The organism is Streptomyces sp. NPDC005438 (assembly GCF_040606315.1).
Taxonomy (GTDB): domain Bacteria; phylum Actinomycetota; class Actinomycetes; order Streptomycetales; family Streptomycetaceae; genus Streptomyces.
The window spans coordinates 517,011-536,446 of the sequence record NZ_JBEXEP010000002.1 but is presented as its reverse complement, the minus strand read 5'-3'; the positions used below and the strand labels follow the sequence as shown (position 1 = coordinate 536,446).

Annotated in this window: 14 protein-coding genes and 1 riboswitch; of the genes, 7 read left to right on the top strand and 7 right to left on the bottom strand. The window is 71.0% G+C overall.

All coding sequences use genetic code 11. The features are described from left to right. Positions 1-324: 324 nt before the first annotated feature. Together aceB and aceA are read right to left on the bottom strand one after the other, a co-directional pair. Positions 325-1,914: a malate synthase A gene (gene aceB / locus ABZT14_RS07115; RefSeq protein WP_356298110.1), complete on the bottom strand. Its 1,590-nt coding sequence runs from the start codon at positions 1,912-1,914 to the stop codon at positions 325-327. Positions 1,915-1,990: 76 nt separating this feature from the next. Continuing rightward, a complete protein-coding gene (aceA, locus tag ABZT14_RS07110) occupies positions 1,991-3,283 on the bottom strand; it encodes an isocitrate lyase (protein ID WP_356298108.1) in 1,293 nt (430 codons plus the stop codon). Positions 3,284-3,735: 452 nt separating this feature from the next. Between aceA and ABZT14_RS07105 the strand changes: the two genes are divergently transcribed. From ABZT14_RS07105 to metE, 3 genes are all read left to right on the top strand, one after another. Then, complete coding sequence (locus ABZT14_RS07105; RefSeq protein WP_356298106.1) at positions 3,736-5,136, top strand: short-chain fatty acyl-CoA regulator family protein; 1,401 nt, start codon at positions 3,736-3,738, stop codon at positions 5,134-5,136. Between the two features lie 92 nt (positions 5,137-5,228). After that, the gene (gene thiI, locus ABZT14_RS07100; RefSeq protein WP_356298104.1) at positions 5,229-6,548 is read left to right on the top strand and encodes a tRNA uracil 4-sulfurtransferase ThiI; all 1,320 of its coding nucleotides are present in this window, start codon (positions 5,229-5,231) and stop codon (positions 6,546-6,548) included. Between the two features lie 158 nt (positions 6,549-6,706). After that, a riboswitch (cobalamin riboswitch) is annotated at positions 6,707-6,919 on the top strand. Between the two features lie 142 nt (positions 6,920-7,061). Then, positions 7,062-9,377: a 5-methyltetrahydropteroyltriglutamate--homocysteine S-methyltransferase gene (gene metE, locus ABZT14_RS07095; protein WP_356298103.1), complete on the top strand. Its 2,316-nt coding sequence runs from the start codon at positions 7,062-7,064 to the stop codon at positions 9,375-9,377. Positions 9,378-9,499: 122 nt separating this feature from the next. On the opposite strand, the gene ABZT14_RS07090 is transcribed toward metE, so the two are convergent. Beyond that, entirely contained in the window at positions 9,500-10,054 is a 555-nt protein-coding gene (locus tag ABZT14_RS07090) for a YceI family protein (protein WP_356298101.1), read from the bottom strand. Between the two features lie 89 nt (positions 10,055-10,143). Between ABZT14_RS07090 and ABZT14_RS07085 the strand changes: the two genes are divergently transcribed. Together ABZT14_RS07085 and ABZT14_RS07080 are read left to right on the top strand one after the other, a co-directional pair. Next, positions 10,144-10,608, top strand: coding sequence for a MarR family transcriptional regulator (locus ABZT14_RS07085; RefSeq protein WP_356298099.1), 465 nt, complete (start codon positions 10,144-10,146; stop codon positions 10,606-10,608). 113 nt (positions 10,609-10,721) lie between these two features. Continuing rightward, complete coding sequence (locus tag ABZT14_RS07080) at positions 10,722-12,407, top strand: hypothetical protein (RefSeq protein WP_356298097.1); 1,686 nt, start codon at positions 10,722-10,724, stop codon at positions 12,405-12,407. Positions 12,408-12,490: 83 nt separating this feature from the next. Here the strand turns inward: ABZT14_RS07080 and ABZT14_RS07075 are convergent, their stop codons facing one another. From ABZT14_RS07075 to ABZT14_RS07060, 4 genes are all read right to left on the bottom strand, one after another. After that, positions 12,491-12,928 (bottom strand): PaaI family thioesterase, encoded by a 438-nt coding sequence (locus ABZT14_RS07075; RefSeq protein ID WP_356298095.1) that lies wholly within the window; start codon positions 12,926-12,928, stop codon positions 12,491-12,493. An 820-nt stretch (positions 12,929-13,748) separates the two neighbouring features. Then, positions 13,749-15,155 carry a dihydrolipoyl dehydrogenase gene (lpdA, locus tag ABZT14_RS07070; protein WP_356298093.1) on the bottom strand — a complete coding sequence of 469 codons (1,407 nt, stop codon included), beginning with the start codon at positions 15,153-15,155 and terminating at the stop codon, positions 13,749-13,751. 284 nt (positions 15,156-15,439) lie between these two features. After that, positions 15,440-15,865 carry a cold shock domain-containing protein gene (locus tag ABZT14_RS07065; protein WP_356298092.1) on the bottom strand — a complete coding sequence of 142 codons (426 nt, stop codon included), beginning with the start codon at positions 15,863-15,865 and terminating at the stop codon, positions 15,440-15,442. A 156-nt stretch (positions 15,866-16,021) separates the two neighbouring features. Continuing rightward, entirely contained in the window at positions 16,022-17,116 is a 1,095-nt protein-coding gene (locus ABZT14_RS07060; RefSeq protein WP_356298091.1) for a monodechloroaminopyrrolnitrin synthase PrnB family protein, read from the bottom strand. A 350-nt stretch (positions 17,117-17,466) separates the two neighbouring features. Between ABZT14_RS07060 and ABZT14_RS07055 the strand changes: the two genes are divergently transcribed. Then, positions 17,467-18,369: a GH25 family lysozyme gene (locus tag ABZT14_RS07055; protein WP_356298090.1), complete on the top strand. Its 903-nt coding sequence runs from the start codon at positions 17,467-17,469 to the stop codon at positions 18,367-18,369. Between the two features lie 437 nt (positions 18,370-18,806). Further along, a complete protein-coding gene (locus tag ABZT14_RS07050) occupies positions 18,807-19,211 on the top strand; it encodes an SH3 domain-containing protein (RefSeq protein WP_356298088.1) in 405 nt (134 codons plus the stop codon). Positions 19,212-19,436 lie beyond the last annotated feature (225 nt).

The following is a 19,436-nucleotide window of genomic DNA, read 5'->3' as shown; positions in this document are numbered from 1 at the left end:
CACACCGCCGTCGCGGCCCGGGGACCCTCACCCCGAACCGCGACGACGGAGCCCCGGCCCGACCCGTGCCCGCACCAGCCGTACCCCTTCCCCGCCGGCTCCCCCGACGGCCTCCCGACAGCGTCGGGGACGAGGGAGCGAGGGGCACGGGGGCGTCCCGGACCCGGAGTACGGACCTGGGGTGATCCCTGGGCGGTGCCGGTACGGCGCCGTACAGCGCCCGGCCGGCGCCCTCGGGAGAGCGCCCCGAAGGTCCGTGGCACGGGGTGCCCCCGGGGAGACCGGCACCGACCGGCCGTCCCCCGGGGCCGCCCCGGCCGGGGGTCACCCGGGGCGCCGGGTCACCAGGTGCCGTGCGTAGGAGTCGGTGGTGAAGAACAGCGGGAGGTCGATGCCGAGCGCGGTCCGGGTGAACAGCCGGTTCGCGTCCTCGGCCCGGGAGTCGGGGTCCTCCTTGCCCAACGCCAGGGTCTCGTCCTCCAGCAGCTTGCCGACCGTGTCCCGGTCCACCACCTGGTGCCGCAGCCACTGCCACACCTGGCAGCGGGCGATCTCGGCGGTGGCCGCGTCCTCCATCAGCCCGTACAGGGCGACCGCCCCCCGGCCGCGCAGCCAGGCGTCGTAGTAGCGCAGGGCCACCGCGATGTTGGCGCGCAGGCCCTCCTCGGTGGGCCCGCCGGCGACCTTGTGCACGGCCAGCAGGTCGGCGGAGGTGACGGACACCTCGTCCCGGGTGCGCTCCAGCTGGTGCGGGTGTTCGCCCAGCACCTGGTCGAAGACCTCACGGCAGACCGGCACCAGGGCGGGGTGGGCGACCCAGGATCCGTCGAAGCCGTCCTCGGCCTCCCGCTCCTTGTCCAGCCGCACCTTGGCCAGGGCCGCCTCGTTGGCGGCCTGGTCGCGGCTGGGCACCTGGGCGGCCATGCCGCCGATGGCGTGGGCGCCGCGCTTGTGGCAGGTGCGCACCAGCAGTTCGGTGTAGGCGCGCATGAAGGGGGCGGTCATGGTGACCTTGGCCCGGTCGGGCAGCACGAAGTCCGGGCGGTGGGCGAAGTTCTTGATCAGGCTGAAGAGGTAGTCCCAGCGGCCGGCGTTCAACCCCGAGGAGTGCTCCCGCAGTTCGTAGAGGATCTCCTCCATCTCGAAGGCGGCGGTCAGGGTCTCGATCAGCACGGTGGCCCGGACGGTGCCGCGCGGGATGTCCAGCAGTTCCTGGGCCAGCAGGAACACGTCGTTCCACAACCGGGCCTCAAGGTGGTTCTCCAGCTTGGGCAGGTAGAAGTACGGGCCCTGGCCGGCGTCGATCTGGCGCTGGGCGCAGTGGTAGAAGTACAGGCCGAAGTCGACCAGGGAGGCGGACATCGGCCGGCCGTCGACCAGCAGGTGCTTCTCGGTCAGGTGCCAGCCCCGGGGCCGGACCACGATGGTGGCCGGGTAGTCGGTGAGCCGGTACTCCTTGCCGTTCTCGGCGGTGAAGTCGATGCGCCGTTCGATGGCGTCCAGCAGGGTCAGCTGCCCGCTGATGACGTTGTGCCAGGTGGGAGAGGTGGCGTCCTCGAAGTCCGCCATCCACACCCGGGCCCCGGAGTTGAGGGCGTTGATCGCCATGCGCCGCTCGGGCGGGCCGGTGATCTCCACCCGCCGGTCGGTGAGCCCGGGGGCGGCGGGGGCGACCCGCCAGCTGTCGTCCCTGCGCACCGGGGCGGTACGGGGCAGGAAGTCCAGGCTGCCTCCGGCGGCGAGGAGTTCGGCGCGCTGGCGGCGCTGGGCCAGCAGTTGGGTACGGCGTTCGGCGAAGGCGGAGTCCAGTCGGGCGACGAACTCCAGGGCGCCGGGGGTGAGGATCTCGTCGAACCGTTCCTCGTCCGCGCCCAGCACCTGCGGCCGGCTGGGGGTCAGGGTGGCCTGGGTCATGGGTTCCTCCGTGGTGGTGCCGGGGTGCCGCCGCGCGGGGACGTAGGTCACGCGGCGGCACCGTTCAGGGGCGGCTTCAGAACTGCTCTTCCTCGGTGGAGCCGGTGAGCGCGGTGGTGGTGGACGCGGGGTTGACGGCGGTGGAGACCAGGTCGAAGTAGCCGGTGCCGACCTCGCGCTGGTGCCTGACGGCGGTGAAGCCCTCGCTCTGGGCGGCGAACTCCCGCTCCTGGAGGTCGACGTAGGCGGTCATGCCGTGGTCCGCGTAGCCCCGGGCCAGGTCGAACATCCCGTGGTTGAGGGAGTGGAAGCCGGCCAGGGTGATGAACTGGAAGCGGTAGCCCATGGCGCCCAGTTCACGCTGGAACTTGGCGATCTGGTCGTCGTCCAGGGCGGCCCGCCAGTTGAAGGAGGGCGAGCAGTTGTAGGCCAGCATCTGGTCCGGGTAGCGGGCGTGGATGGCCTCGGCGAACTCCCGTGCCTGCGCCAGGTCGGGGGTGCCGGTCTCGACCCACAGCAGGTCGGCGTACGGGGCGTAGGCGAGCCCTCGGGCGATGACCGGCTCCATGCCGTTGCGGACCCGGTAGAAGCCCTCGGCGGTGCGCTCGCCGGTGCAGAACTCGGCGTCCCGCTCGTCGACGTCGCTGGTGAGGAGGTTGGCGGCCAGGGCGTCTGTGCGGGCGATGATCACGGTGGGCACGTCGGCGATGTCGGCGGCCAACCGGGCGGCGCTGAGGGTGCGGATGTGCTGGCTGGTGGGGACCAGGACCTTGCCGCCGAGGTGGCCGCACTTCTTCTCGGAGGCCAGCTGGTCCTCGTAGTGGATGCCGGCGGCGCCGGCGGCGATCATCGCCTTGGTCAGCTCGAAGGCGTTCAGCGGGCCGCCGAACCCGGCCTCGGCGTCGGCCACGATCGGGGCGAGCCAGTCGGTGGTGTCGCCGTCGCCCTCGGCGGTGGCGATCTGGTCGGCGCGCAGCAGGGCGTTGTTGATGCGGCGGACCACCTGGGGCACCGAGTTGACCGGGTACAGGCTCTGGTCGGGGTAGGTGTGGCCGGCCTGGTTGGCGTCGGCGGCGACCTGCCAGCCGGACAGGTAGATGGCCTGGAGACCGGCGCGGACCTGCTGCACGGCCTGGCCTCCGGTGAGGGCGCCGAGGGCGTGGATGTAGTCGCGCTCGTGCAGCTGGCGCCACAGTCGTTCGGCTCCGCGCCGGGCGAGGGTGTGCTCCTCACGGACACTGCCGGACAGCCGGACGACGTCCTCGGCGGTGTGGGTCCGCTCGGTGTGCTGCCAACGGGGGTCGTTGGCCCACCGGTTGGCCAGTTCCTGTGCCTGCTCCGCGACGGTGGGACGGGTCTGCTGCGCCATGGGTGTCTCCTGCTGAGGGTTTTGGGTGGTGAACTCGTGGGGCGTTGTCGGGGTGCGCGGTGCGAAGGTGTGAAACGGCGGTGAGTGGCGGTTGTGAGGTCACTCACGCCGTCGAGGGGTGCTGACGACTCGGTCGGAGCTGGGTCGGTACGTGGTCGGAACCCGCTGGCACGGCACCTTCGCTCGCACCCGGTGCCATAGGGGGCCGGCCCGAGGTTTCCGGGATTTCCGACGTCAGGGCGTTGCCGGTCCGGTTTTTCGGGTCGGACCCCTTGGCGTGCCCTATGGCCACACCCCAACTCTGGCACTGAGTGCCACCCTCAGTCGAGCTTGGCTCCATGCCAATTTCAGCGAATCTTCCGCGCGTGCTCTGCGAAGGTTGCCAATGGTGCAATGGCAGGGAACCCGAGGGCCGCCGGAGCACCGTTCCGAGGCCCGGAAAGGGACCAGAGATGAGCAAGACCTACGCCGGCGCACGGCTGCGGCGACTCCGCGAGGAGCGCAACCTCAGCCAGGCCGCCCTGGCCCGCGTCCTGGCGATCTCCCCCAGCTACCTCAACCAGATGGAACACGACTCCCGCCCGCTGACCGTGCCGGTGCTGCTGCGGCTGACCGAGGCCTTCGGAGTCGACCCGACGTTCTTCTCCTCCCGTGACTCGGCCCGGCTGCTGGCCGACCTGAGGGAGTCGCTGGCCGAGGAGATCGACCAGTCCCGGCTGTCCACCTCCGAGCTGTCGGAGCTGGTCAACCGGCTCCCCGGGGTGGCCGAGGCCCTGCTGGGGCTGGCCCGGCACCGACAGGAGCTGTCGGAGCGGCTGACCCTGGCGGCCGGCCAGCGGGACCAGCCCGACCCCGACAGCACCCTGGCCCCCCACGAACACGTACGGGACTTCTTCTACCGGCGGCAGAACTACCTGCACCAACTCGACGTGGGCGCCGAGGAGTTGGCCACCCGGCTGGGGGTCCGCCGGGGCGAGGTGCGGCGCGTGCTGACCACCCGGCTCGCGGACCGGCACGGGGTACGGCTGCTGCTGGAGGACGGCGGCGACCAGCTGCACCGCTACGACCCGGAGACCCGGGTGCTGCGCCTCTCCCCCCGGCTGCGGCCCGGGCAGCAGGCGTTTCGGATGGCGACCCAGCTGGGGCTGCTGGAACGGGACGGGGAACTGTCCGCCCTGGCGGCCGAGGACTTCGAGGAGGGGTCGGAGAGCTGGTCGCTGGCCCGCATCGGGGCGGCCCACTACTTCGCGGCGGCCCTGGTGCTGCCGTACGCCGCCTTCCACGCCCGGGCGGAGGAGTTCCGCTACGACATCGAGCGGCTCAGCGACCACTTCGGCCTCGGCTACGAGACCGTCTGCCACCGGCTGAGCACCCTGCAACGCCCCCGGCTGCGCGGGGTGCCGTTCTCCTTCGTACGGGTGGACCGGGCCGGCAACCTGTCCAAACGGCAGTCGGCCACCGACTTCCACTTCTCCCGCAGCGGCGGCACCTGCCCGCTGTGGAACGTCTACGAGGCCTTCGCCTCCCCCGGCCGGGTCCAGGTGCAGGTGGCCGAGATGCCCGACGGCCGCCGCTACCTGTGGACCGCCCGCACCGTCGGCCGGCCCGGCCCGGTGTGGGGCCAGCCGGGGAAGACCTTCGTCATCGGCCTGGGCTGCGAACTGCGGCACGCCCACCGGCTGGTGTACTCCACCGGCCTGGACCTGGACGAGCCGGCGGCCACCCCCATCGGCATGGGGTGCCGCGCCTGCGAACGGCTCGGCTGCCCCCAGCGTTCGGTACCCTCCCTCGGGCGCCGGCTGGCGGTGGACGAGAACCGCACCACCTTCGTGCCGTACCCGGTGGTGCCCTGACCCCGGCCCCGGCGAACACCCGGTCCGCCCATCCGGTGGCGCGCCTACCCTGTGAGGCCCACCCCCGAAGCCGAACACCGAAGGAGCCCGCCGTGTCCAGCCCCGCCCAGACCCCCGCCCCCGCAGGCCCGGGCGGGCACCCCGCACTGGGTGAGTGCGTCCTGCTCAAACACGGCGAGGTGTTCCTGCGCGGTCGCAACCGGGAGCTGTTCGTCCAGCGGATGCACGACAACCTGCGGTCGGCCCTCGGCGACCTGGAAGGCCAGACCCGGGTGCGGTACGGGCAGAACGTCAGCGTGCTGACCGGGGAACCCCCGCTGGCCGAACTGGTCGAGCGGGCCCGCCGGGTGATGGGCTTCGCCTCGGTGGAACCGGCCGTACGGGTCGCCACCGGGGAGGAGAACATCGCCCGGGCAGCGATCACGGTGATGGAGCGGTACGGCCGTTCCGGCAGCTTCGCGGTACGGGCCCGTCGACGGGACAAGACCTTCCCGCTCACCTCGTCCGCCCTGGAGTCCTTCGTCGGCGCCCGGGTACAGCGGGCGCTGGGACTGCCGGTGAACCTCACCGCACCCGACACCCGGCTGGCCGTCGAGGTGGAGCGCCGCCACACCTACCTGTCCTGGGAGCGCCTCCCGGGACAGGGCGGGCTCCCGGTGGGGTCCAGCGGCCGGGCACTGGTGCTGCTGTCGGGCGGCTTCGACTCCCCGGTCGCCGCCTACCGGGCCATGCGACGCGGTCTGCACTGCGACTTCGTCCACTTCAGCGGCGTACCGTTCACCAACGCCGCCTCCCTCTACAAGGCGTACGCCCTGGCCCGGCAGCTCAACCGCTACCAGCCCACCGGACAGCTGCACACCGTCGCCCTGGGCCAGGCCCAGAAGCGGCTGGCCCTCGCCGGAGCCGGCAAGCTCCAGGTGGTCGGACAACGCCGGCTGATGGTGCGCACCGCCAGTGAACTGGCCCGCCGACTGGGCGCGGAAGCCCTGGTCACCGGCGACAGCCTGGGCCAGGTGGCCAGCCAGACCCTCAGCAACCTGGCCACCGTGGAGGACGCGGCCACCCTGCCGATGCTCCGGCCGCTGATCGGCTTCGAGAAGCAGGAGATCATCAACGAGGCGGAGCGGATCGGCACCGCCGAGGTGTCGGTACTGCGCGACGAGGACTGCTGCCAGCTGCTGGCACCCCGTTCCGCCGCCGTCCGCTCACGGCTCACCGAGGTACGGAAGCTGGAACGGCGGCTGGAGGTCGAGGAGTTGGTGGACGAACTCCTCGAAGGGGTACGCACCCTGCGCCCGGGCGAGGAGCCCGAGGAGGAGGGCGAACAGCCCCGGACCAGCCCCGAAGCGGACGGCCGCGCCACGGCGCCGGCGGACGGGACCGTGCCCCCGGCCCGCACCCCGGCCCTCTGAGCGGTACGCGCCGCCGGGAGCCCGAACCCCGGCCGTCCCGCCACGACCACCGCTGACCTGCGCGTTCCCCCGGTCTTCGGGGACCGGCACCCATGGGCCGTTCCGAGGCGGCGTCCGGCATCCGGGCGACCCCGTACCGGGATCCGACCTCGGCCCGTAGGGTGGGGCACGCAGCTGGTTCGCCCCGCCCTCCAGGCGGGTGCGTCGCAAGAGGGAACCCGGTGGGAATCCGGGACTGCCCCGCAGCGGTGAACGGGAACGAAAGCCGTCACAGGCACTGGCCCCAGGGCTGGGAAGCGACGGCCGGTAGGTGTCCGCCCCGGTGGACGTGCCCGTGAGTCCGAAGACCTGCCCGCTGCCCGTGTGTGCACCCCACGCACGGACAATCCGGTGACCTCGTGGGTGGGTCGGCGTACACATCGGTGGCAGCGCTCGCCGCGCGCCCACCGCGCTGTCGCCATCCTCGCGTGGTCCCCGGGACCAGGAGAGTCCAGACTCGCGAAGGAGAGTTCCGTGACAGCGAAGTCCGCAGCCGCGGCAGCACGGGCCACCGTGTACGGCTACCCCCGTCAGGGCCCCAACCGGGAACTGAAGAAGGCCATCGAGGGCTACTGGAAGGGCCGGGTCACGGCCGACAGCCTGAAGGAGACGGCCACCGAACTGCGCCTCGCCAAGCTGCGCCAGCTCGCCGAGGCCGGTGTCCACGAGGTACCGACCGGCGACTTCTCGTACTACGACCACGTGCTGGACACCAGCGTGATGGTCGGGGCCGTACCCTCCCGGCACCGCGCGGCCGTCGAGGCCGACACCCTGGACGGCTACTTCGCGATGGCGCGCGGCACCCAGGAGGTGGCGCCGCTGGAGATGACCAAGTGGTTCGACACCAACTACCACTACCTGGTCCCCGAGTTGGGCCCGGACACCGTCTTCACCGCCGACTCCACCAAGCAGGTCGCCGAACTCACCGAGGCCCTCGACCTGGGCCTGACCCCCCGCCCGGTACTGGTCGGCCCGGTCACCTACCTGCTGCTGGCCAAGCCCGCCCCCGAGGTGGACGCCGACTTCGACCCGCTCACCCTGCTGGACCGGCTGCTGCCGGTGTACGCCGAGGTGCTCGCCGACCTGCGGGCCGCCGGCGCCCAGTGGGTGCAGCTGGACGAACCGGCCCTGGTGCAGGACCGCACCTCGGCCGAACTCAACGCCGCCACCCGCGCCTACCGCGAGCTGGGCGGACTGACCGACCGGCCCCAGCTGCTGGTCGCCTCCTACTTCGACCGGCTCGGCGAGGCCCTCCCGGTGCTCGCCAAGTCCCCCGTCGAGGGCCTGGCCCTGGACTTCACCGAGCGGGCCGCCGGCAACCTGGACGACCTCGCCGCCGCCGGCGGGCTCCCCGGCAAGCGGCTGGTGGCCGGAGTGGTCAACGGCCGCAACATCTGGATCAACGACCTGGAGAAGTCCCTCTCCACCCTGGGCACCCTGCTGGGCCTGGCCGACCGGGTGGACGTGGCGCCCTCCTGCTCCCTGCTGCACGTGCCGCTGGACACCGCGCCGGAGCGGGACATCGACCCGCAGATCCTGCGCTGGCTGGCCTTCGCCCGGCAGAAGTCGCGGGAGGTGGTGACCCTCGCCAAGGGCCTGGCCCAGGGCACCGACACCATCTCCGCCGAACTGTCGGCCAACCGCGCCGACCTCGCCTCCCGCAGCGGCTCCGCCATCACCCACGACCCCCGGGTACGGGAACGGGCGGCGGCGGTCACCGAGGCCGACACCCACCGGTCCCAGCCGTACCCGGAGCGCACCGCCGCCCAACGGGCCCACCTGGGGCTGCCGTTGCTGCCGACGACCACCATCGGCTCGTTCCCGCAGACCACCGAGCTGCGCACCGCCCGGGCCGACCTGCGGGCCGGCCGTATCGACGGTGAGGGCTACGAGCGGCGCATCGAGGCGGAGATCCGGGACAACCTCTCCTTCCAGGAGAAGGTCGGCATCGACGTACTGGTGCACGGCGAGCCCGAGCGCAACGACATGGTGCAGTACTTCGCCGAGCAGCTCAGCGGCTACCTGGCCACCCAGCACGGCTGGGTCCAGTCCTACGGCACCCGCTACGTCCGGCCGCCGATCCTGGCCGGCGACATCTCCCGCCCCGAGCCGATGACGGTGCGCTGGACCTCCTACGCCCAGTCCCTCACCGACCGTCCGGTCAAGGGGATGCTCACCGGCCCGGTGACCATGCTCGCCTGGTCCTTCGTACGGGACGACCAGCCCCTGGGCGACACCGCCCGCCAGGTCGCCCTGGCGCTGCGGGACGAGGTGGCCGACCTGGAGTCGGCCGGCACCTCGGTGATCCAGGTGGACGAGCCGGCCCTCCGGGAGACCCTGCCGCTGCGGGCCGCCGACCACGCCGAGTACCTGGCCTGGGCCACCGAGGCGTTCCGGCTCAGCACCAGCGGCGTACGCCCGGACACCCAGATCCACACCCACATGTGCTACGCCGAGTTCGGTGACATCCTGCGGGCCATCGACGACCTGGACGCCGACGTGATCTCCCTGGAGGCCGCCCGGTCGCACATGCAGGTCGCCGACGAACTGGCCAGCGCCGGCTACCCGAAGGAGGTCGGCCCCGGGGTGTACGACATCCACTCCCCCCGGGTACCGGGCTCCGACGAGGTCACCACCCTGCTGCGGAAGGGGCTCAGGGCCATTCCGGCCGAGCGGCTGTGGGTCAACCCCGACTGCGGGTTGAAGACCCGTGGCTGGACCGAGACCCGGGCCTCGCTGGAGAACCTGGTGACGGCGGCCCGACAGCTCCGGGACGAGCTGCCCGGCTGATCCGCGCGGGCGCCCGGACAGGTCCTCGGGCACCGTGACAGCACGTGGCCCCCGGCGGGATTCCGCCGGGGGCCACGTGTGCGTCGGGGGTCCGCAGGGGTCGGACTCCCCGGACGCTCAGGTCACTTCTGGATGGCCGAGACCTCGAACTCCAGGGTGACCTTCTCTCCCACCAGCACGCCGCCGGTCTCCAGGGTGGCGTTCCAGGTGACGCCGAAGTCCTTGCGGTTGATGGTGGTGGAGCCCTCGAAACCGAGCCGGGTGTTGCCGAAGGGGTCGACCGCCTGTCCCTCGAAGGTGAACGGGACGGTCACCGGGCGGGTGACCCCGCGAATGGTGAGGTCGCCGGTCAGGTCGAAGGTGCCGTCACCGGTGACCTTGACCTCGGTGGAGCGGAAGGTGATCGTCGGGAACTCGTCGATCTTGAGGAAGTCGTTGCTGCGCAGGTGCTCGTCGCGGTCGGCGTTGCGGGTGTCGATGCTGGCGACCTTGATCTCCAGCTCCACCGAGGACTTGGTGGGGTCGTCACCGTCGAGGTGGGCCGAGCCGGAGAACTCGTTGAAGGCACCGCGGACCTTGGTCACCATCGCGTGCCGGGCCACGAAACCGATCTGGGTGTGGCTGGGGTCGATGGTGTACTCGCCGGTGAACTGGCTGTAGTCGGTCGACGTGGCCATGGGAGCGCCTCCGGGGTAGTTGAGGATTCATCTATCTCCATGGTGCACCCGGATAGTTGATGCGTCAACCAAACCCCTAGACTCGCCGTATGACCGACACCCGTTGGCTCACCGAACAGGAGGAGTCCGCCTGGCGCGGCTACCTCGCCACCCACACCCGCCTCAGCGCCCGACTGCACCGCCAACTCCAGCGCGACTCCGGCCTGTCACTGACCGACTTCGAGGTGCTGGTCCACCTCACCGACCGCAGCGACCAGCGGATACGCGTCCTGGAACTGGCCGAGGAACTCCAGTGGGAGAAGAGCCGCCTGTCCCACCACCTGGGGCGGATGCAGCGGCGCGGCCTGGTCACCCGGGAGAGCTGCACCAGGGACGGCCGGGTCAGCTACGTCTCGCTCACCCCGCGGGGGCGGGAAGCCATCGAGAACGCCGCGCCCCAGCACGTGGAGACGGTCCGCGCCCTGTTCCTCGACCTGCTGACCGAGGAGCAGATCGACACCCTCCGGGAGATCAGCGAGCGGGTACGGGCCCACCTGGAGGACGAGGCGCCCTGACCGTACGACCGCCTCCGGGACGAGGGCGGTCACCAGCCGGTGCGCACTCCCTTGACGGCGCCCCGGGCGGTTACTAGCTTGCGCTGAAATCGTTTTCCCTCAGGGAGTCCGCCATGTCCAGAAACCGCGCCAGACGACAGAGGGGGTGGCTGGCGGCCACCCTGGCCGCGACCGCCCTCACCGCCGCCCTCCTGCCGGCCGGAACCCCCTCCGCCCAGGCCGCCCAGAGTGCCGACGAACCACCGTTGAGCAGCTTCTTCTCCACCGTGAACCTCGACAACGGCGCCACCGTCGGCGCCCCCGCCGCAGGCGACAACCGCAACCACGGCGACCTGTGGCCCAACTGCTGGGCGGATGATGACAACGTTTACACGGCCTACGGGGACGGCCTCGGTTTCGACGACAGCTTCCACGACATCGGCGTCGCCCGGATCAGCGGACAGCCCGGGCAGCTGAAGGGCGAGCAGCTGGCCGAGGGGGACCAGGTCGGCACCGTCTGGAACGCCGAGCACACCCGCAAGCCCACCGGCATGGCCTGTGTCGACGGCACCCTCTACCTGGCCGTGCAGGACCTGGCGCACGACTTCAACAGCGCCCCGGCCGCGACCATCGCCAGGTCCACCGACAAGGGCCGCACCTGGACCTGGGACAAGACCGGGCCGATGTTCGCCGACGGCACCTTCACCACCGTGATGTTCCTGGACTACGGCAAGGACTACGCCGAGGCCCCCGACGACTACGTCTACGCCTACGCCCTCGACCACAACTGGCGCGACTCCTTCGACGACCGGGTGCCCGACCCGGTGGACCTCTACCTGGCCCGGATGCCCCGGGACGAGGTACAGAACGAGGCCGCCTGGCAGTACGTCAGCGGGTACGACCAGTCCGGCGAGCCGACCTGGAGCGACGACATCGCCGACCGCGAGGCGGTACTCCACGACGACCGTCACCTGTACCCCGAGGTCTACACCCCCGACCGGGTACGCAACCTGACCCCCCTCAGCCAGGGCGGCATCGTCTACGACAAGGCCCTCAAGCGGTACCTCTACACGTCCTGGACCGAGTACACCTTCGAGTTCTACGAGGCCGAGAACCCCTGGGGCCCCTGGAAGCGCTTCGACAGCAAGGACTTCGGCGGGTACCCGTGGACCCACCAGAAGCACGGCGGCTACGCCACCACCATCCCCTCCAAGTACATCAGCGCCGACGGCAGGTCGATGTGGCTGCAGTCCAACGTCTGCCCCTGCGGCGGAGGCGTACCGGCCGAGGACCACTACGCCTACACCTTCTCGCTACGGAAGATGAGCCTGGAGCCCCACCAGCCCAGCACCCCCGACAACCCCGCCGACCCGCGACGGAACCTGGCCCGCGAACCCGGAACCGTCCAGGTGGAGCGCGTCGCCCACCAAGGCAACGACCACTACTACAACGACGGGAACAAGCGGCAGAGCGAGGACGACTGGAACGACGAGCGCAAGGACGCCAGTTGGTGGGGCTACACCTGGCCGCGCTCGTACCGGCTCGACAGGGTCGCCTACACCACCGGTGAGATCAAGGAGGACGGCGGCTGGTTCCGGGACCTGAGGGTGCAGGTCCGCAGGGACCACCAGTGGCACGACGTCAGCGGCCTCAAGGTCGACCCCGCCTACCCCGGCGACGAGACCGCCGGCAGCCACCGGACCTACACCCTCTCCTTCGACCCGGGCGAGGGCGACGGGGTACGGATCACCGGAGCCCCCGGAGGCAGCCGTACCTTCACCTCCCTCGCCGAACTGGAGGTCTTCCACTCCGGCGACTGACCCCGCCCACGGCGGAGGCGGCCGGGCGCACATCGGGTCCGGTCGCCTCCGAAGGGACCAACTCCCCGACGGTGTAGGGCCGTTCAGGAACGGGGCCCGTCCCCCTCCTGGCGCTCCACGGCCACGATGGTGCCCTGGGCGACCGCCACCAGGCGCTCGCCATCCCCCTCGGGTACGTGGATACGGCACTCACACACCGCCTGCCGACGGGTGGTCACGACCGCCGAGGCCCGCGCGACGACCACCTCCCCGACGGCCGGGCGAGCGTAGTTGATCTTGTACTCGGTGGTGAGCGCGTCACCCCCGAGAGCGAGCCCGCCGGCGAAGGTCAGCGCGTTGTCGGCCAGGTAGCTGAGCACCCCGCCGTGCAGGAACCCGTGCTGCTGCTGAAGCTCCGGCCGGTTGTGGACCCGGATCTCGGCCGTGCCCGGACCCACCTCGGTCAGCTCGGCCCCGAGAAACCGGCTGAAGGGCTGGGCGTCGAAGATGGAGCGGGCGAAGCTCGCCAGGTCACTCGTCACGGCGTCTCCTCGTGAGAAGGGGGGCGGCCAGCGGGCCACCGACGTACGGGCCGGTACCGCACACATGGTGATCACCACGACCCGGAAAGTCCATGCGGGGCCCGGCCGTCGAACGGTTCCCACCGGTGACCGTGGACGACCCCACCACCTCCCCGCTCCGAGCGGCGGCAGACGTTCCTCGAGCCCCGCGGGCGTACGTACGTGTGCCCCGGCCTCCCGCGAGTACGGGAGAGCGTCCCGCCGGACAGGTCGGCCCCTCGACGGCGGGTGTGCCGGAGGGGTGTCAGTCGGTTCGCGGCAGGCTCAGCACCGCCCGGCCCAGCACCGGGACCGCCCAACCGCTCGACCACGTCACACCACCACGTCGGGCACCTGCCCCATGGGGACGTCAACGAGCCTGGCAACCCCCACCACCATGTACCGGCAACGCTATGACCTGCGCACTCGCACGACCGACGGCCCGCTGCCAAACCCCCACACCAGAGGCCGCCTACCCAGCCTCCCGGCTGCGGCTCTACCCTGGCGTCGTCATCACCCCTGGAGGGTTCGCAACGGCTGGCTCCTGGCCTGCCCGCAAGGGCCCGAAGCGGGTCGTCATCACCCCTGGGGACGCGCGCTGAAACTGGCCCGCCCGCCTGATGTCAGCCCAACTCACCCCGCACAGCCCCGGGGAACACCCCGAACACACCGGGGCCGCCCCTGGGCCGTGCGAGGACGGACCAGGGGCGACCCCGGTGACCAGCGATGAGCAGCGATGAGCGGCAACGAGCCTTCCGGTGCGGGTCAGTAGGGCGCTACCGGAGGCCCGACCAGGCCCGACTCACATGTTGATCATGTGGCCGGCGAGACCGTGGACGGCCTCCTTGACGGCCTCGCCCAGGGTGGGGTGGGCGTGGATGTTGCGGCCGACCTCGTGGACGGTGAGGTCCCACTGCTGGGCGAGGGTCAACTCCGGGAGGAGTTCGGTGACTTCGGGGCCGATCAGATGGGCCCCCAGGAGTTCGCCGTGGGTGGCGTCGCAGAGGATCTTGACGAAGCCCCCGGCGTCCCCCAGGCCGTGGGCCTTGCCGTTGGCGGTGAAGGGGAACTTGGACACCTGTACGTCGAAGCCCAGGTCGCGGGCCTGCTCCTCGGTGTAGCCGAAGCTGGCCACCTGGGGCTGGCAGTAGGTGGCGCGGGGAACCATGACGAAGTCCACCTCCATGGTCTCCTCCCCCGCGATGGTCTCGGCCGCGATCATCGCCATGGCCTCGGCGGCGTGGGCCAGCATCAGCTTGGCGGTCACGTCACCGATCGCGAAGATGTGCCCGGCGGCGGTACGGCCCACCCCGTCGACGTCGATGGCGCCGCGCTCGGTGAGCTTGACCCCGGTGTTCTCCAGCCCGTAGCCCTCGACCCGGGGGGCGAAGCCGATGGCCTGGAGCACCTTGTCGGCCTCCAGCACCTTCTGTTCGCCGTCCTTGGAGACGGTGACCCGTACCGGGCTGTTGGGGTCGGAGTCGTCGATGGACTCGACCCGAGTGGAGGTGAGGACCTCGATGCCCAACTTGCGGTAACGCTTGGCGAGTTCGGCGGAGACCTCCTTGTCCTCCAGGGGCACCAGCCGGTCGAGGAACTCGACGATGGTGACCTTGACCCCGTAGCTGCTGAGGACGTACGCGAACTCCACACCGATGGCGCCGGCACCGGCGATCACGATGCTGCCGGGCAGCTCCTCGGAGAGGATCTGCTCCTCGTAGGTCACGACCCGCTCGCTGAGGGAGGTGCCGGGCAGCAGCCTGGTGGTGGCGCCGGTGGCGATGACGCAGTGGTCGAAGGTGATCGACTCGGTACCGCCGGCGGTCAGCTGCACCTGGAGGGTGTGCGGGTCGCTGAAGGTGCCCCATCCCTGGTACTCGGTGATGGAGTTCTTCTTCATCAGGTAGTGGATGCCCTTGACCCGGCCGTCGGCGACCTTGCGGCTGCGCTGGTAGGCGGCGGAGTAGTCGGCGCTGACCTGGCCCTCGACCTTCAGTCCGTAGCTGGCGGCCTCCTTGGTGAACAGCTGCACCAACTCGGCGTTCCGTAGCAGGGCTTTGGAGGGGATGCAGCCCACGTTGAGGCATACTCCGCCCCAGTAGGTGCTCTCGACGACCGCGACGCTCTTGCCCAGTTGCGCCGAACGTACGGCGGCCGTGTAGCCGCCGGGACCGGCTCCCAGGACGACGACGTCGTAGTGTGTGCTCATCAGCGATTCCTCTTAGGTTCCCTCGTGTTCGCGGATACGCGTGCTGGGGCGCCCTGCGCGCGCACGCGCGGCACCGCTTGTGGGGGTGGCCGCCCGGGGCGCTCCACCAGCGATCGTAACCACTGTGGCCGGACCCGGATTCCGCACCGGGGACGGGGCCGTTCCCCGACGGTGCCTGGCCGACGGTGCCCGACGGCGGGAGACGGCGGCCGAGCTGAACGCGCCGAGGGCGGTACCGGCCTCGGGGAGAGGTCGGTACCGCCCTCGACGGTCGTTCTACTCGCTCAGGAGCCCAGCCAGCCGTGCCCTCGGGCCAGACGGTCGAGGCCCTTGCGGACCTGGACGATCTGGGCGGCCGTGAGCGTCGGGGCCGACTCCAGCAGGACCTCGGTCAGCTCCTGCTGGAACTCGCGGGGCGACAACAGGTCACACAGGTCGTCGCTGTCCTCGGAGTTGCCGGCGCTGACCGCCACCGTCCGCTGGGAGCTGGGGGCCGGCTCGACCAGGCTGACCATGGAGGCCTTCAGGCCCCGGTCCCCCTGCTCGACCCGGAACTCGACGAGGGCACCGGGCTTGTAGAGGTGCTTCTCGTCGGTCAGATCGTTGGCGTGCATGAAGATGTCCTCGGTGCCGTCACCCGGGTCAATGAACCCGTAACCGCGCACGTCATCGAACCGCACTACTTTGCCCTGTTCCACCACATACCTCACCACAACAACTGAACTTCGGGGACACTCGCCACTCCCCCACCATGGAACGCCGCGTTCAACCGCCGCTGGGAGTGACGCCCTCCCCATTTCTCCCCCATGTGTATCACGTCGGGCCCGGGAGGCCGCCAGACGTCCTGGGCCGGACCGCCCCCGCGCTCACCGTGCGCTCCCCCGCGCGGCACCGCTCCCCCGGGTGGCGTCGGGCCGGCGCACCACCTCTCCCATCTGCCGGGTGAGGTCGAGCACCTCCCGCAGCAGGCCGACCTCCGCTCCGCCGGAGCCGTGGGAGTACAGCCTCAGGTCGAGGTGGTAGGCGCGGCGGGCGACCGTGAGGTGGCGCCCCCGGAAGACCACCATCACGCGCAGCACCCGGGCGAGGGCCCGAGCCGAGCGGGCCGCCTCCGGCGGGGCCGGGCGGGCGTCCTCGGGGCCCAGCGCGGCGGCCAGACGACTGACCAGGCTGGGGTGGTGGGCCCAGCGGTGGAACAGCCGCCGCCAGGAGGGCAGGGCGTAGGGCACGGAGTCGCGGAGGAACGCCCGGTACTCCGGCAGGGCGCGGTCGCTGGCCCACAGCGCCTGGTCGAACAGCCACAGCGGGACCTGGGTGGCGGTGGGCCCCAGCAGGGTGCGCCCGTCGACGGTGATGGACTCGAAGTAGGGGCGCATGGTGCGGGCGAAGAACTCGGGGCTGACCTCGCGGGAGACCCGGGCGATGGAGTGGGTGAGGCCGTCCAGGCGGTCGGCCAGGGCGTGGGCGGTGTCGGCGAACCGGGGGTCCTCCACGGCGGTGTCGGTCAGCGCGTCCAGCAGGTCCAGGCCCTGGTGGAGGTCGGGGAACACCCCGCGCACCGACTCCTGGAGGTGGGCCTCCTGGGGGTCGCCGGTGTACATCCGCTGCCGCGTTCCGACGGGGTTCCAGGTGGTGTAGTGGTGCACGGTGTCGCGCGGGACCATGTCGGTACGCCGGCCGAGGGACCGCAGCAGGGGGTCCAGCCGGGGCAGTTCCGTGGTGGGCTGGAGACCCCACCGTTTCAGGGAGCCGAGGAAGAGGCCCAGGTCCCGCAGGGCGGCCAGGCAGTGTTCCGGGTCGCGGGGCGCTTCGGCCGCCGGCAGCAGGCGGGCCAGCTCACCGAGGATGGCGCGGTGGTCGCCGTGGTGGTTGAGGTCGGGTAAGCGCGCGCAGGCATCGTCCGCGTCCAGGGGGTCCAGGGCGCGGACGCGGTGTATCCGCGCGGGGTGTCCGTAGTCCATGGGTCAGCCGGGTCTGCCGTGGTCGTCTGGGCGGGCCCCGGCGAGTCTGCCAGGGGGGCGCGCTCCGCGACAGGGCTCCCCTATCGGGTGACGTACTCGGCTACGGCAACCGGGTCGTGAGCGCGAGGAGTTGGGGCGGAAACGGGTTCGCGAACGAGTCGCGACGGTTTGGTGGCCGTTTGAAAGTTCCGCACCCCGTGGAAGTATCACCGCAGCTCGGAGACGTATCCACTGGGCTAGACCACGGGTTTGCCGAAGAAACCCTTTACGGCACCTGTGACACCACGTACGTATGACGTGTTTATGACAAGCAGGGCACCCCACTCCGTCACGAGCCAGGAGGCCAAGACATGCCCTCGTACAGACCCCCCAAGTCCCACGTCCGCAAGATCGCGCTGGCCACCGCCGTCGTCGGCGCCTCGATGGCGCTGACCCTGACGTCCGTCGGCTCCTCCGTCGCCTCCCCCGCCGCCCCCGAGAAGGCCGAGAAGGGCTACAAGCTCGGCGAGGGCTACATGGGGATCAGCGCCGAGCAGGAGACCGCCGGCAAGGAGACCCGCCAGGTCGGCCCGCAGGACACCAGCGGTGTCCAGGGCATCGACGTGTCGCACTACCAGGGCAACATCAACTGGGGCTCGGTGAAGAACGCCGGCATCCAGTTCGCCTGGATCAAGGCCACCGAGGGCACCACGTACAAGGACCCGAAGTTCAGCGCCAACTACACCGGCGCCTACAACAACAAGGTCATCCGTGGCGCTTACCACTTCGCCCGCCCCGGCTCCTCCAGCGGCTCGGCCCAGGCCAGCTACTTCGCCAAGAACGGTGGCGGCTGGTCCGCGGACAACCTCACCCTGCCCGGCGTCCTGGACATCGAGAACGGCTCCAGCTCCCAGTGCCACGGCCTGAGCCAGTCCGCGATGCGTACCTGGATCAGCGACTTCTACAACACCTACAAGTCCGCGACCTCGCGCGACATGGTCATCTACACCACGGCCAACTGGTGGAACACCTGCACCGGCAACTGGGACGGAATGCGCACCAAGGCCCCGCTGTGGGTGGCGCACTGGACCACGGGCAGCCCCACCATCCCCGCCGGCTTCCCGGCCTGGACCGTGTGGCAGTACACGGACAAGGGCAACATCGGCGGCATCAACCCGGTGGACCGCAACAAGTTCAACGGCTCCCGGGACCGTCTGCTGGCCCTGGCCAACAACACCACGCTCGCCAAGCCCCGGGTGGACGTGAAGAAGTGATCAAACCGCCCGCTCGTCGGGTGAGTTGACCACGTGTGACACAGGGCCCCGGCCGCCGTGGAGGCGGTCGGGGCCCTGCGCCGTGTCCGGGAGCCGGCCGGCGGGGCCCGGGACACCCGGGCGGGCGTGACCGTACGGGGCGGCGTACGGATCGGCCTTCGGGACGGCACGGGGACGGACGTCCGGGACGGTGTCGGACGCGACGTACGGGGTGGCCGCCGGGGGGTGGCTTCCGGGGTGGCGCGGACACCCCGGAAGTGCGGAACGTACGGCGACAGGAGGAGAGGGCACGGCCGTACGGGGTAACCACGCTCGGCCACTGATTGAGCACCCGGGGTGGAGTGCATAGCTTGAGTCGAGCGCGATCCCGACAAACCCCCACAACGGGTACGGGAGCCAGCGTTTCAGCCCATCTGTCCTCTGCAGGAGGTTCCCGAATGCTCTCCACCAAGTCCCGCTCCGCGCTGGGCAAGCTCGCGCTCTGCGCGGCGGGCGGCGCCATGGCCGTCGCCACCGCGGCCGGCCCGGCCCTGGCCGCCACGTCCGACCACACCGCCCCCAGCACGGACCAGCAGCGCGCTCCGTACTGGGGCAAGGTGATCGCGAAGACCGGGCTCCAGGTGCGCACCGCGCCCAACCGCGGCGGCAAGGTCATCAAGACCCTGAAGTACGGCCAGAAGGTCGCCATCGCCTGCAAGGTCAACGGCCAGTGGATCGACGGCAACCCCCGCTGGTACCGCCTGGCGGACGGTAGCTGGGGCTGGGCCTCCGCCCGTTACATCGAGAACATCGGCAAGGCCCCGCACTGGTGCCACCACCACAAGGCGTTCCAGCCCAAGTAAGGAACGGCCGACCCCAGGCCCCGCCTCCGACTTCGGAGGCGGGGCCTGTCGCATGTCCGGGTGCACCCCGGGGCGGTGCGGGCGGGCGCACCGGGGACGCGGGGCCTCCGCCGGGACGGGCTCGACTTACTCGGGGGTCAACAAGTCGCGTCCAGGGGATTGACGGGCTTGCTGACAGAAAGTCTCATAAGAGTCGAGGGGCCGCGCCCCGACCACGTGGACCCA